A 14,771-nucleotide genomic window follows, 5' to 3' on the forward strand; every position below is an offset into this window, starting at 1 on the left:
CTGACTCGAGTGATGGCAGCGACCTATCGACAAACCGCGTAATCACCGGCAGACACCAGCAGACAGGAGACCCCTCGTGACCGACGTCGGGCCGTTCGGGCTGAGCGTGCGGGACCAGGCTCTGGAAGCCGATGTCCAGGCCGGAATGGCGGCTGTCGAGGAAGGCTTGCTCGAGGCCACCAAGAGTGAGGTGCCCTTCATCACGGAGGCCGCCCAGCATCTGGTCCGGGCCGGCGGAAAGCGGTTCCGTCCGCTGCTCGTGATGCTCTCCGCCCAGTTCGGCGACCGGTACGCGCCCGGGATCGTGCCGTCGGCCGTCGTCGTGGAGCTGACCCACCTCGCCACGCTGTACCACGACGACGTGATGGACGAGGCCGCCGTGCGCCGTGGAGTGGCGAGTGCGAACGCCCGCTGGGGCAACTCCGTCGCGGTCCTCACCGGCGACTTCCTCTTCGCCCGCGCCTCGCACATCCTGGCCGACCTCGGCCCGGAGGCGGTGCGGGTGCAGGCCGAGGCGTTCGAGCGGCTGGTGACCGGGCAGATCCTGGAGACGGCCGGCCCCCAGGACGGCCGCGACCCCGTCGAGCACTACCTGGACGTGCTGGGCGGCAAGACCGGTTCCCTGGTGGCGGTGTCGTGCCGGTTCGGCGCGATGATGTCCGGCGCCGACGAGACGGTCGTGGACGTGCTCACCCAGTACGGCGAGCGGCTCGGCGTCGCCTTCCAGCTCGCCGACGACGTCCTGGACATCGCCTCCGACTCCCACGAGTCCGGCAAGACCCCCGGCACCGACCTGCGCGAGGGCATCCCCACGCTGCCGGTGCTGCGGCTGCGCGAGCGCGCCGCCCGGCTCGGACTCGCGGACGACGTCGCCCTGTGCGAGCTGCTGGACTCCGACCTCACCGACGACGACCGGCACGCCGAGGCCCTGCGCCTGCTGCGCGCCCACCCGGCGCTGGAACAGGCCCGGCAGGACACGATCCGCTACGCCCAGGACGCCCGCTCGGCGCTGGCGCCGCTGCCCGAGTGCACCGCGAAGACGGCGCTGGTGGAGCTGTCCGACGCGGTGGTGCACCGGGCCGGCTAGCGACTCTTCCCCGTACGACCCCTACGGGTCGGGGGAGAAGCAGCCCTCTCGTGTCATACCGCAGCAGTACGTGGAGTTGAGCCCGGGGTCTGACGTATCTCCCTGGCCGATTTGGTCAGATGGACACCACGGAAAACACCACTCCTCACCAGTTCGGGTGAGAATGGCGGCTCAGGGACGAGTGCGTGGACGACACGGACAGCCGCCGCCGACCACGGAGGTAGGGCACACATGGCACCGTACGCATCCGACGACAGCACGACCGGCGGGGAGGCCGACGAGCGGCGCTCCGGGCGGCGCAAAGCCGCGCGGTACGTCGTCCCGGTCACGGTGATGGGGGTGGCGGCCGCGACGATCGGTCTGGTCCCCGCACTCGCCGACTCCGGTGACCCCGACCTCCCGAAGATCACCGCCCAGCAGCTCATCGAGAAGATAGCCACGTCGGACGTCCAGCAGCTGTCCGGCACGGTGAAGATCAGCACGGACCTCGGCCTGCCGGACCTCGGCGGGCTGGAGAGCAGCCTGATGTCCGGCGCCGCGGGCCAGGGCGAGGGCGGCTCCTCCGCCGACCCGACGGCCAAGCTCACGGAACTGGCCTCCGGCACGCACACCCTGCGCGTCGCGGCCGACGGCCCGGACAAGCAGAAGCTGTCCCTGCTGGAGAACGCCGCCGAGTACAGCCTCGTCCACAACGGCAAGGACGTCTGGGGCTACGACAGCAAGTCGAACGAGGTCTACCACGGCACCGCCTCCGAGAGCCCGCAGCACGAGAAGGAGCAGCCGCCGGCCACGCCGAAGGACTTCGCCGAGGAGGCCCTGAAGGCCGTCGACGACACGACCTCCGTGACCGTGGACGGCACCGCCCAGGTCGCCGGCCGGGACGCCTACAAGCTGCTCATCGAGCCCAAGCAGTCCGGCTCGACGGTCGGCGCGGTCAGCGTGGCCGTGGACGCCGAGACCGGCATGCCGCTGAAGTTCACGCTGACCCCGGCGAGCGGCGGCGCCGCCGTCGTCGACGCGGGCTTCACCCAGGTCAGCTTCGCCAAGCCGGCCGCGTCCACCTTCGACTTCACCCCGCCCAAGGGCGCGAAGGTCACCGAGGAGAAGGACGCCGGCAAGGGCTCCGACAAGGACTTCGGCAAGGGCTTCGAGAAGGGCGGGCCGCGCGAGCACGCCCCCAAGTCCGGGGACGACCTCGGCAAGCGCCTCGACGGCATGAAGACCATCGGCGAGGGCTGGAACTCCATCGCCACCTTCGACACCGGCGGCGAGGGCATGCCCTCCGGCGAGGCCGGCGGCGACCTCGGCGGCTTCGTGGACTCGCTCGGTGACAAGGTGACCGGCAAGTTCGGCTCGGGCACGGTCTTCTCCACCCGCCTGGTCAACGCCCTGATCACGGACGACGGCAAGGTCTACGTGGGCCTGGTCACCAAGGACGCGCTCGTGAAGGCGGCCGACGCCGGGAAGTAAGTCCGTTCAAGGGAACGAGGAAGCCGATGGGCGAACTGTCCGCCGCGGAGCCGGAGCACAGCGAGGTGCGGGCCGAGGCCGGGGAACCGGTCATCGCCACCCGCGCGCTCACTAAGCGCTACCGCGGCGGACAGCTCGCCGTCGACGGCCTCGACCTCACCGTCCCGGCCGGCAGCGTCTTCGGCTTCCTCGGCCCCAACGGCTCCGGCAAGACCACCACCATCCGCATGCTGATGGGCCTCATCGAGCCCACCGCCGGCACGGCACGGGTGCTCGGACAGCCCATGCCCCGCGCCACCCGCGCCGTGCTGCCGCACGTCGGCGCCCTCATCGAGGGCCCGGCCCTGTACGGCTTCCTCTCCGGCCGCGACAACCTGATCCGGTACGACTCCGCCGACCCGGCCGCCGATCCGCGCACCCGGAAGGCCCGGGTCGCCGCCGCGCTGGACCGGGTGGGTCTGACGGCCGCCGCGGGCAAGAAGGCCAAGGCGTACTCGCTGGGCATGAAGCAGCGCCTGGGCCTCGCGGCCGCACTGCTCCAGCCGCGCCGGCTGCTCGTGCTCGACGAGCCGACCAACGGCCTCGACCCGCAGGGCATGCGCGAGATCCGCACCCTGATACGGGAACTGGCCTCGGACGGCACGACCGTCTTCCTCTCCTCCCACCTGCTCGACGAGATCGAGCAGGTCTGCACGCACGCGGCCGTGATGACGCAGGGCCGTCTGATCACCCAGGGCCCGGTCGCCGAGCTGTCCGCCGGGGCGCGCGGCCGGCTGGTGGTGACCACGCCGGATCCGGCGGAGGCGGCCCGGGTGCTGAAGGAGCAGGGCGTCGGCGACGTCGTCGTCACGGACGACCGGGTGACCGGCGAACCACCGGAGAGCGACCTCGCCGACGTGAACACCGCGCTGGTGACGGCCGGTGTGCGCGTACGCGGCTTCACGGTCGAACGCGCCTCGCTGGAGGACGCGTTCGTGGCACTGACCGGGGAGGGCTTCGATGTCGCGGGCTGAAGTCGTGGAGAGCGTACGGCCGGTGAGCCCGCTGTGGACCTTCGGGCTGCTGCGCAGCGAACTCACCACCACCTTCCGGCGCTGGCGCACCCTCGCGCTGCTCGCCGTGCTGGCGGCCGTTCCCGTCCTGGTCGGCATCGCCGTCAAGATGGAGACGAGCGACGGTTCGTCGCCCGGCGGCGGGGGACCGGCCTTCATCTCGCAGATCACCAACAACGGCCTGTTCCTCGTCTTCACCGCGCTGGCCGCCACCCTCCCGTTCTTCCTGCCGATGGCGATCGGTGTCGTCGCGGGCGACGCGATCGCCGGCGAGGCGAACGCCGGAACGCTGCGCTATCTGCTGGTCGCCCCGGCCGGCCGCAGCCGCCTGCTGCTCACCAAGTACGCGACCGTCGTCATCTTCTGCCTGGCCGCCACCCTTGTCGTGGCCGTCTCGGCGCTGACGGTCGGCGCGCTGCTGTTCCCGCTCGGCGACCTGACGACCATCTCCGGCACGCAGATCAGCTTCGCCGAGGGCCTGGGCAGAGCCCTGCTGATCGCCCTGGCCGTCGCCGCGTCACTGATCGGCGTCGCCGCGCTCGGACTGTTCGTCTCGACGCTCACGGGCAGCGGCATCGCGGCGATGGCGACCACCGTAGGCCTGCTGATCACGGTCCAGATCCTCGACCAGATCCCGCAACTGCACGCCCTCCAGCCGTACTTCTTCTCGCACTACTGGCTGTCCTTCGCCGACCTCATGCGCGAGCCCGTCTACTGGGACGACCTGACGAAGAACCTCGGCCTCCAGGCCCTGTACGCGGTGGTGTTCGGCTCGGCGGCCTGGGCGCGCTTCACGACGAAGGACATCACCGCGTAGCGCTCAGTCCTCGTACACGAACCGGGCCAGTGGCGCCTCCTGCGCGAAGAACGTCTTCGCGCGGGCCAGCGCCTCGGTGTCGTTGAGCACGTCACCCGGCTTGCTGCCGTTGCCGAGCAGCACCCCGCCGAACCGCATCCCCATGTACGCGGCCGAGTTGTTGAGCGTCCCGACCAGCGGGTCGGCCACCTCCGGCTGACTGTGCGCGAGCGCGGTGACGCCCCACAGGGTGCGGCCGGCCAGGGTCGCCTTGAAGTCGAGGCCGGGGGTGCGCAGCCAGCCCGACCAGTAGTCCAGGTAGCGCTTGGTCTGTGCGGAGAGCGAGTACCAGTACAGGGGCGAGGCGATCACGATGTCCGTCGCCGCGAGGGTGGCGTCGAGCAGCAGCGCCAGGTTGCCCTCGGTCGGGCGGACGTGGTCGCTGTCGTGCCGCAGGTCCTCGAAGTCGGGCACCGGATGCTCGGCGAGGTCGATCCACTGCTGTTCGACGTCCGGGGGCAACTGCTCGGCGGCCCGGCGGGCGAGCAGCTCGGTGTTGCCGTCGGCACGGGCGCTGCCGAGGACGAAGAGGAAGCGACGGGTCATGGGTATCCCCCCAGAAAGTGGGCGCACAGCAATTGCACGCGCATGCATCATATGCGTGTGCATTCAAAACCGCCAGGGTCACCCGTCATCCGCCAGGGTCACCCGTCGCCAGGGTCACCCGTCATCCGCCAGGGCCGCCTGTCAGCTCCTGATGCGCACCTCCGCCTCCCGTGCCACGGCCAGCAGCAGCGCCTCCCGGCCGTGCGGCGCCACCAGGTGCAGCCCGGCCGGGCAGCCGTCACCGCCGAAGCCCGCCGGGAGGCTCAGCGCCGGATGCCCACTGAGGTTGAACGCCCAGGTGAGAGAGGTGGAGTAGCGATCGCCCGGGCCGTCGTGTCCGTGCGGTGCGGTGGGCGTGGTCGGAGTCAGCAGCAGCTCCGCTTCGGCGAACACTCCGGCCAGCCGCCGGTCGTTCTCCGCCCGGACGCGGTGGGCTTCGCCCGGATCGGCACCGCGCGTGCGCAGGGCGAGCCAGGCGGGCCCGGGGTCCAGCAGCCGCAGCGGCGCCCGCGGCCGTACGAGCCGTACGACTCCCGCCGCCTCGAGCCGTTCGACCGCCGCCCGGGCGAGCGCTACGGGTTCCGGGTCGGGCCCGGCGAAACCCAGGTCGGACGACCAGACGGCGGTGACGGGCAGAGGCGTGCCGACCGGCACAGGCTCCTGTGACACCACCCGCCACCAGCTCGCCGCGTCCGACGCCGAGCGGGCGAGCACGCCTTGCACGGCGAGCCCCGTACGGTCGGCGGAGGGCAGCCGTCCGGCCGTGGTCTTGAGGCCGGTGACCCCGCACCACGCCGCCGGGATCCGCACCGAACCGGCCCCGTCGCTGCCCGTCGCCAGCGGCACCAGCCCGGCCGCCACCGCCACCGCGGCCCCGGCCGACGAGCCGCCGGGCGTACGGTCCGCCCGCCACGGATTGACCGTCCGGCCACGGGCGCCGAGCCCCCAGGTCTGCCAGGGCGTTCCCGGCCCCGGCACGGAGGTCGCTCCCACGGCGACACAACCGGCCGCGAGCAGCGGCCCCGCCGCACGCAGCCCGTGCCGCCCCTTCACGGCGATCGGCACCCCGGCGAGCGGCAGCGCGTCCTCCTTTCGGGGGACATCCACGGACCGCCGGCCGAGGAGCGCGTCCAGCTCGCCCGCCCGCCGCAGCGCCTCCTCGTGCCACACCTCGACGAACGCGCACAGCTCCGGATCGGCCCGCTCGATCCGCTCCAATGCCGCGGCGACCACGTCGACCACGCGCAGCTCCCGGGCCCGTACGCCCGCCGCGATCTCCCCGGCCGACAGGGGCACCGCCGTCAGCGCGCCGCTCCCGTCAGCCGGACCAGGGCCGAGGTCTCACGCGGCGGATGCCCCAGCTCGCCCAGCCGCCAGGCCGCCACCCACGGCACGCGGTACACGTCGATGACCGACTCCAGGGACCTGACCCGCTGGGCGAGCGGACGCGGCAGCCGGCCCGGAGCGTCCGCCACGAGGACGACGGCGTCGAGGTCCAGCCCGGGCGGGGCCTGACCGCGCCGGAAGATCTCCACCGCCCCGGCGACCGTGTCCAGCCCGGCCGCGTGCGTCCGCGCGACCAGCAGCACCGACGCCGGGTCGCCCGGCCCGGGCCAGGAGCGGCCGCTGTCATGACCGCCGTAGACCGCGGCGAGGGTGGAGACGCCCGCGCCGCCGTGTGTGCCGACCCAGGAGAAACGCCGCGCCGCGGCATGGGCGTGAGCGTGCCCCGGCGCCCCCGGCTCCTGGCTGGTCACCGGGCCGCGGATCCAGATCTCCGGCCCCTGTCGCATGCCTGTCTGCATGCCCCTCTCCTCCCTCGTACTCTCGATCCTCATGCCATCCGGAACGATCCATGCCGGGCCCAGGAACCCTTGGGACGAGCCTGTGACACCGCGGTGACGTGAGAAACCGGAGCGAGCGGACACACTCGACACTAGGTGTACGACGCCGAATGAGGGGACGATGGCTCGACTCAGCCGCGAGAAGAAGCGGGAACAGAAACAGGCCGCACACGCGGCGACCCCGGCGGCGCCGATCGACGTCCGTGTCCCCGGGGCCGGAACGGACCCGGCGGGAGCCGGCGCGAAGGGTGTCTCCGACGGTGCGTCGGTCGGCGGTGTCCCCGTCTTCGCGGCCCCCGGCGAGGAGATCCAGCAGGCCGTCCTGAACCGCCTTCACCACATCGCCCAGGCCACCGGCCATCCCATCCTCGCCACGGTCCACGACGAGCGCATCGGCTACGTCGTGCCGCTGCAGGTCGACCCGGACGGCTCCAGCCGCTTCACCGCCGAGCCGGTCCGCACCGCCCCGCCGGAGGACGCCGTCGCCGCGGAAACGCCCGCGGCGGGTGCCGCGACGGAGCCGCCCGCCCCGCCGCCGTCCGCACCGGAGCGGCAGGACCCACAGGACGACAGGGCCACGCACGTCCTGCGCCCCGTACCGGAGCCCGGCCGTGGCACGGCCCCGACGTTCCCGCTGCGGGCGGTCCCCGAGCCGGAGGACACACCCCCGGGCCCGGCCACGCCCCCCGGCACCGTCGCACCCCCGACCGGCGAGTTCGGGCCGCCTCCGCTCATGGACGTCAGGCCGCTCCCCGTCCCCGGAACCGGCCCGGGTCCGAACCGCACACGCGAACCGCTGCCGATGTCCGAAGCGGAGCTGCTCGCGGCCGAAGCCGACGCCAAGCCGACTCCCGTCCGGGGCTTCGACGCCGTCGCGGAGGCCATGCTCGGCGACGAGCCCATCGGCGCCCCGGGCGCCCCCGTCCTCCTCGCGGAGCCGATCGCGCGGATCAACGAGGCCGTCAAGGAAGGCCGGATCGACGCGGCGGCCGGGCTGGCGGAGCAGACCGTCGCGGACGCGTCGGGGACGCTCGGGCCGGAGCACCCCGAGGTGCTCCGGCTGCGCGAACTCACCGCATACGTCGCCTACTTGGCGGGCGACCCGCTCCGTGCCTTCCGGCTGTCCCTCGACCTGGCCGGTGCCCACCGCCGCACGGGCGACGCGGAGGCCGCCTACGGCAACGTGCAGAGCGCGGCCACCGCCTGGCGCGCGGTGCGTGACCCGGCGGTGGGGCTGGAGCTGGGCCGGGACCTGATCGGGCTGTGGACCGAACTCGCCGCCGAGGAAGGCCCCGCCGCCGAGGAGATCGAGCAACTGGAGTCGGCCCGCGCCCGCATGGGCCGCCTGACCGAACGCGCCCGCAGCCAGTAGGAGCCGTTACCCCGACAGCTCCCACACCGCGTGCGCCACGGCGTCGCTGTTGCGGTCGAGGGCGGTGTCGTCGATGTTGGCGGTGGTGTCGCAGGAGGAGTGGTAGCAGCGGTCGAAGGCCCGCCCGGCCGTGCCGCCCCACTTGGCCGCCTGCGCCGCCGTCTTCGTCCGGCTCGCCCCGGTGAACAGGCCGCCCACCGGCACACCCGCGCTCTTGAAGGGCGCGTGGTCGGAGCGGCCGTCGCCCTCGGTCTCGATCTCGGTCGGGACGCCGAGGCCGGCGAAGTACTCCTTGAAGGTCTTCTCGATCGCCGGGTCGTCGTCGTAGACGAAGTAGCCGGGGTTCGGGGAGCCGATCATGTCGAAGTTCAGGTAGGCGCTGATCCTCGAACGGTCCCCGGTGGCCAGCCGGCTGACGTAGTGGCGGGAGCCGACCAGGCCGACTTCCTCCGCGCCCCACCAGGCGAAGCGCAGGTGCTTGGCGGGCTTGTACTGCGCCCGGGACACGGCGAGCGCGGTCTCCAGGACGGCGGCCGAGCCGGACCCGTTGTCGTTGATGCCGGGTCCGGAGGAGACGCTGTCGAGGTGCGAGCCGGCCATCACGACCTGGTTCGCGTCGCCGCCGGGCCAGTCGGCGATCAGGTTGTAGCCGGTGCGGCCGGAGGCGGTGAACTGCTGGACCGCGGTGGTGTATCCGGCCGCGTCCAGCTTGGCCTTGATGTGGTCGAGGGAGGCCTTGTAGCCGGGGCGGCCGTGCGCGCGGTTGCCGCCGTTGGCGGTGGCTATGGACTGGAGCTGGGACAGGTGGGCCTTGACGCCCGCCAGGGGTATGTCGGGCGCGGCGGCCGGTCTCGGGGGAGCGGACGCGGCGTCCGCCACGGCCCCGCCGGTCAGGAGCATGGCGGTGGCCACGGCACCGGCCGCCACGGCACGCGCGGAAACGGAGAGCTTCATGTGGGGGCTCCGACTTCCTTCGGGAAGCCCGTGGGGTGGCCACAGGCAGCCCACGGTGAATGGGGTGCCTGGATGGTGAAGCTGGTACTGACTCTCCGTCAAGAGGCCTATCAGGCCACGGCATTGAGGTGAAGCGGGCCGCTGGGGCTCACTGCACGCAGAACTCGTTCCCCTCCGGGTCCGCCATCACGACCCACTCGCCGCCCTGCTCGGCCACCCGCCGCAGCGCACGCGCACCGAGTCCCTCCAGCCGTGCGACCTCCTCCTCGCGCCGCCCCTCGCCCGGGTGCAGATCGAGGTGGAGCCGGTTCTTGACCGTCTTGACCTCCGGCACCCGCTGGAACAGCAGCCGCCGCCCCAGCCCGGTCCCGCTCTCCTCCTCGAACGGGTCCTCGGGGTGCCGCACGGCGATCAGGTCCCGGAAGGCGCGGCGGCCGCGGAACTCGACCGTGGCCTCTTCGGGCAGGGCGCCGAAGCCGAGCAGCTTCTCGATGAGGGCGCTGTTGTCCTCGACCTCGTAGCGGAGGGCGGCGGCCCAGAAGCCGGCCTGCGCGTGCGGGTCGTTCGCGTCGATGACGATCTTCCAGTGCAGGGGAACGGGTGATGCCGGGGTCTGTGTCATGTAACCAGTTATACTGGTTACATGAGTGGGCGCGCAGGGGAAACGCCGGACCGGACACCCGGCCTGACATTGGTCTCGCACCAGGGGAAGGCCTACCGCTTCGACCCCGGCGCCCTGTGCCTGGAGCTTCTGACGACGGGCGGCCCCGGGGAGTTCGCGCGGTACGAGGTGCTGCACGAGCCCGCCGACCTCGTCGCCTGGACCGCGCGCAGCCGCCTCCCGGACGGCTTGGACATCACCGTCACCGAGGACGAGCTGGAGCGCGTCCGCACGCTGCGCGACGCCGTGTTCCCGCTCGCCGCCGACCGCGCCCACGGCCGCCCGCTGCGGGCCGCCCACCTGGACGTCGTCAACGCCGCCGCGGCCGGGCCCCCGCTCGTCGCCCGCATCGAGCCGGACAGCACCCGCGCCTGGGCCCCGGGCGCCACCGGAGGCCAGCTGCTCTCCACGATCGCCCGGGACGCGATCGACCTGTTCACCGGTCCCTACGCGCACCGCGTCCGCGAGTGCGGCGCCCACAACTGCTATCTGCTCTTCGTCGACACCTCCCGCCCGGGCCGCCGCCGCTGGTGCGCGATGGAGCACTGCGGCAACCGCGAGAAGGCCCGGGCACACCGGTCCCGCCGGGCTCCCGGGACGCCGTAGCCTCCGCGGCCTGCTGGTACGGCCCGCCCTCCGCGGCCTGCTAGGACGCCGTAACCTCCGCGCCCCGCGCCTTCGCCTCGCGGGCGTCGTACGCGCTGCGGGCCGCCGCGATCTCCTCCTGGTGCCGCTCCGTCCAGGTCACCAGGGACTGGATGGTGGTGTGCAGCGTCCTGCCGAGCGAGGTCAGTTCGTACTCGACCCGCGGCGGCACCACCGGGTGCACCGTCCGCTTCACCAGGCCGTCCCGCTCCAGCGACCGCAGGGTCACCGTCAGCATCCGCTGGCTGACGCCGTCGATCTCCCGGCGCAGCTCGGTGAAGCGCAGCCGCCGGTTCTCCAGCAGCGCGATGACGAGCAGCGACCACTTGTCGGCGATCCGGTCGAGGATCTGCCGGACCTGGCAGTCCTCGCGGGTGTCCCACTGGAACGGGTCGGCGTCGCCGTGGTCCACGGTGCTCTCGCAGTTACTCGGTGACTTCGAAGTGCCTACTTCCATGTCTGTCGATGCTGCCGCAGGGTGGTCGTGGTTACAAGAGGGAACCGACCCTCGCTTGCGTAACCGACCTTCACCAGAGGAGTGTTGATTCATGGGCACGCGTGCCTGGGCGTTGCTGCTCGTCCTGTGCGGGACGATCTTCCTTGAGGGCGCCGACGTCGCGATGATGGCGGTCGCGATCCCTGCCATCCGCGCCGACCTCGGGCTGGCCACCGACACCGCGGCCTGGGTGATGAGCGGCTACGTGCTCGGTTACGCCGGCTTCACGCTGCTGGGCGGCCGGGCGGCCGACCTGCTCGGACGGCGGCGGATGTTCCTTTTCTGGCTGGCCGTCTTCCTCGCCTTCTCGGGCGTCGGCGGCTTCGCGACCGAGGGCTGGATGCTGGTCGTCGCCCGCTTCGTCACGGGTGTCGCCGCCGCGTTCATGACCCCGGCCGCGCTCTCCCTGATCACGACCTCGTACGAGGAAGGCCCGAAACGCAACAAGGCCCTGCTGGTCTTCGCCGGCACGGGCGCGGCCGGCTTCTCCCTCGGCCTGGTCATCGGCGGTCTGCTCACCCAACTCGGCTGGCGCTGGGTGTTCTTCGCGCCGGTGCTGCTGGCCGCGGCGCTGCTCGTCGCGGCCGTACGCCTGGTGCCCCGGCAGGACGGCCCGCCCGCGCGCCGGCGCGGGTTCGACCTGCCCGGCGTGATCACCGCCGCCGGCGCCATGCTGCTGGCCGCCTACACCGTCATACGCCTCGAACACGGCCTGCGCGACTGGCCGCTCACCGTGGTCTCCGGTCTCGCGGCGCTCGCCCTGGCCGGTGCCTTCGTCGTGGTCGAACGCCGCAGCCCGGATCCGCTCGTCCGCCTCGGCATCCTGCGCCAGGGCCCGGTCGTACGCGCCGACCTGGGAGCGCTGCTCTTCCTCGGCGCCTTCTTCGGCTTCCAGTTCGTCGTCACGCTCTATCTCCAGGAGCTGCGCGGCTGGTCGCCCCTCATGACGGCGGTGGCCCTGATCGTCATGGGCGTCGACGCCGTCCTCGCTCCGACGCTCACCCCGAGGCTGGTCGCCCGCTTCGGCCACGCCCAGGTGATCGTCGGCGGCTTCGTCCTGGCAGTGATCGCGTACGCGCTGTTCCTGCCGGTCGGCATGGACTGGTCCTACGCCGCGATGTTCCCCACCCTGTTCCTCGCGGGCCTCGCCTTCGCCCTGGCCTACGGGCCGCTGACGATCGCGGCCACGGACGGGGTCACCGGGTCGGAGCAGGGCCTGGCCGGCGGGCTGCTGACCACCGCCACCCAGTTCGGCTCCGCCATCGGCATCGCGGCGGTGACAGCGGTCTACGGCCTGGCGTCCACCGGGTCCGACCCCGAGGCCACGCTGTCGGCGTTCCGGGTGGCGCTGATCGTGCCGGTGGTCCTGGTGGTGCTGGGCACACTGATCTCGCTGGTGAGCGCGCGGGAGGACCGGCGGGCGGTACGCAGGGCTTCCCAGGTGAGCAGTGTCAGTGCCAGCCACACCAACGCGAACCCGGCCCAGCGCTCCGGCGGCATCGCCTCGCCGAAGTAGAAGACGCCGAGCAGGAACTGGAAGACCGGCGTCAGGTACTGCAACAGGCCGATCGTGGACAGGGGCACGCGGATGGCGGCCGCGCCGAAGCAGACCAGGGGCAGCGCGGTGACGATCCCGGCCGAGGCGAGCAGCGCCGCGTGCCCCGCGCCCTCGGTGGTGAACGTGGAATCGCCCCGCGCGGTCAGCCACACCAGGAAGCCGAGCGCGGGCAGGAACTGGACCACGGTCTCGGCGGCCAGCGACTCCACGCCGCCGAGGTTCAGCTTCTTCTTCACCAGCCCGTACGTGGCGAACGAGAAGGCGAGGCCGAGGGAGATCCACGGGGGCCGGCCGTAGCCGACGGTCAGCACGACGACCGCCGCGCCGCCGGTCCCGACCGCCAGCCACTGCACCGGCCGCAGCCGCTCCTTCAGCAGCAGCACGCCCATCGCGATGGTGACCAGCGGGTTGATGAAGTACCCGAGCGAGGCCTCGACGACGTGCCCGGAGTTCACGGACCAGATGTACAGGCCCCAGTTGAGGGTGATGAACGTCGCGGCGACCGCGACCAGGCCCAGCCTGCGCGGCTGCCGCAGCAGCTCTCCGGCCCAGGCCCAGCGGCGCAGCACGAGCAGGGCGGCGCCCACGAAGACCAGCGACCACACCATCCGGTGGGCCAGGATCTCCAGCGCCCCGGAGGGTTTCAGCAGGGGCCAGAACAGCGGGACGAGGCCCCACATCCCGTAGGCCGCGAAGCCGTTCAGCAGTCCTATGTGCCGCTCGCCCCTCGGCTTGCCGCTCACGGGCCCCTCCTCCGTACGTGTGTTCCGCGTTCACGACGGTAACGCCGAGCACCCCCGGCTGTCATGCCCGTATCGGTATACGGTCATGACAGTCGGGGGTGGGGCGGTTCAAGGGCCCGCCGGGGGGAGTTCAGCCCTTGAGCGCCGCGGCGATGGCCTCGGAGAACGGGGTGGTCGGACGGCCGGTCAGCCGGGAGAGATCGCCGGTGGAGACGACCAGCTCACCCTTCTCGATGGAGGCGTCCACGCCCGCGAGCGTCTGCGCCAGCGGCTCGGGCAGGCCGGCGCCGGTCAGGATCCCGGTGAGCACGTCGGTCGAGACCGGGTTGTAGGTGATCTCCTTGCCGGTCCGGCGGCTCAGCTCGGCCGCGTACTCGGCGAAGCTCCACGCGGTGTCGCCACCCAGCTCGTACGTCTTGTTCTCGTGCCCCTCGCCGGTCAGCACGGCGACGGCGGCAGCGGCGTAGTCGGCGCGGGCGGCGGAAGAGACCTTGCCCTCACCGGCCGCGGCCACGACCGCGTTGTGCTCCAGCACCGGCGCGAGGTTCTCGGTGTAGTTCTCGTGGTACCAGCCGTTGCGCAGCAGGGCGTAGGGCACGCCGGAGTCCAGCAGCAGCTCCTCGGTGCCGCGGTGGTCGTCGGCGAGTGCGGCGGTCAGCGTGCCCGGGGCGCTGGTGTAGGCGAGCAAGGCCACACCGGCCGCCTTGGCGGCGTCGATGACGACCTTGTGCTGCTGCACACGGCCCTTGTCGAACTCGTTGCCGGAGACCAGCAGCACCTTGTCGCCGGCGGAGAAGAGGCCGTCGAAGGACGCGGGCGCGTTGTAGTCGGCCAGCGCGATCTTCACACCGCGCTCCGCGAAGTCGGCGGCCTTCTCCGCGTTGCGGACGACCGCGGTGATCTGCTCGGCGGGGACCTTCTCCAGCAGCTGCTCCACGACGTGGCGGCCGAGATGTCCGGTGGCTCCGGTAACGACGATGCTCATGGTGATGGCTCTCCTTGTGGGGTGCGATGGCACTAACCTTAGGAGAAGCGCTAACTCTTGGAAAGTACCCACTTTGAAGTAAGGTACTGGTATGGCAGTAAGTGATGATGAGGCCCTGTGTCCGAACCGGCTGGTGCTGGAGCACGTCACCAGCCGCTGGGGCGTGCTCGTGCTGATCGAGCTTCTGGACCGCCCGTACCGGTTCAGCGAGCTGCGCCGGGCGATCAGCGGTTACGGAGGCCGGGGTGTCAGCGAGAAGATGCTCACGCAGACGCTCCAGACCCTGGAGCGCGACGGCCTCGTCCACCGCGACGCCAAGCCCGTGATCCCGCCCCGCGTCGACTACTCCCTCACCGACCTGGGCCGCGAGGCCGCCGAACAGGTGCGGGCCCTCTCGCAGTGGACGGACCGGCGCATGGACGACGTGGAGAAGGCCCGCCGGGCGTACGACGAGGCCCGGGCCGCTTCCCAGCAGTCCCGGGCCTCGTAGCCGTACGGCGGG

Annotated in this window: 15 protein-coding genes and 1 pseudogene; 8 read left to right on the plus strand and 8 right to left on the minus strand. The window is 72.1% G+C overall.

All coding sequences use genetic code 11. The features are described 5' to 3' along the window. Positions 1-76: 76 nt before the first annotated feature. The 4 genes from CP976_RS25640 to CP976_RS25655 all read left to right on the plus strand — a co-directional run bounded on the left by CP976_RS25640 (position 77) and on the right by CP976_RS25655 (position 4,426). Positions 77-1,087: a polyprenyl synthetase family protein gene (locus CP976_RS25640; RefSeq protein WP_086847193.1), complete on the plus strand. Its 1,011-nt coding sequence runs from the start codon at positions 77-79 to the stop codon at positions 1,085-1,087. A gap of 231 nt (positions 1,088-1,318) precedes the next feature. Then, complete coding sequence (locus tag CP976_RS25645; RefSeq protein WP_150482476.1) at positions 1,319-2,557, plus strand: LolA family protein; 1,239 nt, start codon at positions 1,319-1,321, stop codon at positions 2,555-2,557. Positions 2,558-2,583: 26 nt separating this feature from the next. Beyond that, positions 2,584-3,570 (plus strand): ABC transporter ATP-binding protein, encoded by a 987-nt coding sequence (locus CP976_RS25650; RefSeq protein ID WP_150482477.1) that lies wholly within the window; start codon positions 2,584-2,586, stop codon positions 3,568-3,570. Further along, a complete protein-coding gene (locus tag CP976_RS25655; RefSeq protein WP_150482478.1) occupies positions 3,557-4,426 on the plus strand; it encodes an ABC transporter permease in 870 nt (289 codons plus the stop codon). Before CP976_RS25650 ends, CP976_RS25655 begins: the two co-directional genes overlap by 14 nt. A 3-nt stretch (positions 4,427-4,429) precedes the next feature. Here CP976_RS25655 and CP976_RS25660 read toward each other — a convergent pair whose 3' ends face one another. From CP976_RS25660 to CP976_RS25670, 3 genes are all read right to left on the minus strand, one after another. Further along, complete coding sequence (locus CP976_RS25660) at positions 4,430-5,011, minus strand: flavodoxin family protein (protein WP_150482479.1); 582 nt, start codon at positions 5,009-5,011, stop codon at positions 4,430-4,432. Between the two features lie 141 nt (positions 5,012-5,152). Further along, on the minus strand, positions 5,153-6,307 hold the full coding sequence (locus tag CP976_RS25665) for an amidase (RefSeq protein ID WP_150482480.1): 1,155 nt from the start codon (positions 6,305-6,307) through the stop codon (positions 5,153-5,155). A 5-nt stretch (positions 6,308-6,312) separates the two neighbouring features. Further along, the gene (locus tag CP976_RS25670) at positions 6,313-6,816 is read right to left on the minus strand and encodes a DUF6668 family protein (RefSeq protein WP_150482481.1); all 504 of its coding nucleotides are present in this window, start codon (positions 6,814-6,816) and stop codon (positions 6,313-6,315) included. A gap of 160 nt (positions 6,817-6,976) precedes the next feature. Here CP976_RS25670 and CP976_RS25675 point away from each other — a divergent pair, with 160 nt between their 5' ends. Beyond that, the gene (locus tag CP976_RS25675) at positions 6,977-8,227 is read left to right on the plus strand and encodes a tetratricopeptide repeat protein (RefSeq protein WP_150482482.1); all 1,251 of its coding nucleotides are present in this window, start codon (positions 6,977-6,979) and stop codon (positions 8,225-8,227) included. Positions 8,228-8,233: 6 nt separating this feature from the next. Here the strand turns inward: CP976_RS25675 and CP976_RS25680 are convergent, their stop codons facing one another. Beyond that, complete coding sequence (locus CP976_RS25680; protein WP_150482483.1) at positions 8,234-9,181, minus strand: M28 family metallopeptidase; 948 nt, start codon at positions 9,179-9,181, stop codon at positions 8,234-8,236. 148 nt (positions 9,182-9,329) lie between these two features. Continuing rightward, entirely contained in the window at positions 9,330-9,803 is a 474-nt protein-coding gene (locus tag CP976_RS25685; RefSeq protein ID WP_150482484.1) for a VOC family protein, read from the minus strand. Positions 9,804-9,824: 21 nt separating this feature from the next. Here CP976_RS25685 and CP976_RS25690 point away from each other — a divergent pair, with 21 nt between their 5' ends. After that, on the plus strand, positions 9,825-10,448 hold the full coding sequence (locus CP976_RS25690; RefSeq protein WP_150482485.1) for a CGNR zinc finger domain-containing protein: 624 nt from the start codon (positions 9,825-9,827) through the stop codon (positions 10,446-10,448). A 40-nt stretch (positions 10,449-10,488) separates the two neighbouring features. On the opposite strand, the gene CP976_RS25695 is transcribed toward CP976_RS25690, so the two are convergent. Then, the gene (locus tag CP976_RS25695) at positions 10,489-10,944 is read right to left on the minus strand and encodes a winged helix-turn-helix transcriptional regulator (RefSeq protein ID WP_150482486.1); all 456 of its coding nucleotides are present in this window, start codon (positions 10,942-10,944) and stop codon (positions 10,489-10,491) included. Positions 10,945-11,110: 166 nt separating this feature from the next. On the opposite strand from CP976_RS25695, the pseudogene CP976_RS25700 reads away from it, so the two are divergent. Next, a pseudogene (locus tag CP976_RS25700) lies at positions 11,111-12,190 on the plus strand (MFS transporter); the annotation flags it as partial. A gap of 80 nt (positions 12,191-12,270) precedes the next feature. Here the strand turns inward: CP976_RS25700 and rarD are convergent. Beyond that, positions 12,271-13,221 (minus strand): EamA family transporter RarD, encoded by a 951-nt coding sequence (rarD, locus tag CP976_RS25705; protein ID WP_150485507.1) that lies wholly within the window; start codon positions 13,219-13,221, stop codon positions 12,271-12,273. A gap of 193 nt (positions 13,222-13,414) precedes the next feature. Further along, positions 13,415-14,269 (minus strand): SDR family oxidoreductase, encoded by an 855-nt coding sequence (locus CP976_RS25710; protein WP_150482487.1) that lies wholly within the window; start codon positions 14,267-14,269, stop codon positions 13,415-13,417. Positions 14,270-14,360: 91 nt separating this feature from the next. Between CP976_RS25710 and CP976_RS25715 the strand changes: the two genes are divergently transcribed. Continuing rightward, positions 14,361-14,759 carry a winged helix-turn-helix transcriptional regulator gene (locus tag CP976_RS25715; protein WP_150482488.1) on the plus strand — a complete coding sequence of 133 codons (399 nt, stop codon included), beginning with the start codon at positions 14,361-14,363 and terminating at the stop codon, positions 14,757-14,759. The last annotated feature ends 12 nt before the right edge of the window (positions 14,760-14,771 follow it).

Source organism: Streptomyces coeruleorubidus (assembly GCF_008705135.1).
GTDB lineage: Bacteria > Actinomycetota > Actinomycetes > Streptomycetales > Streptomycetaceae > Streptomyces > Streptomyces coeruleofuscus.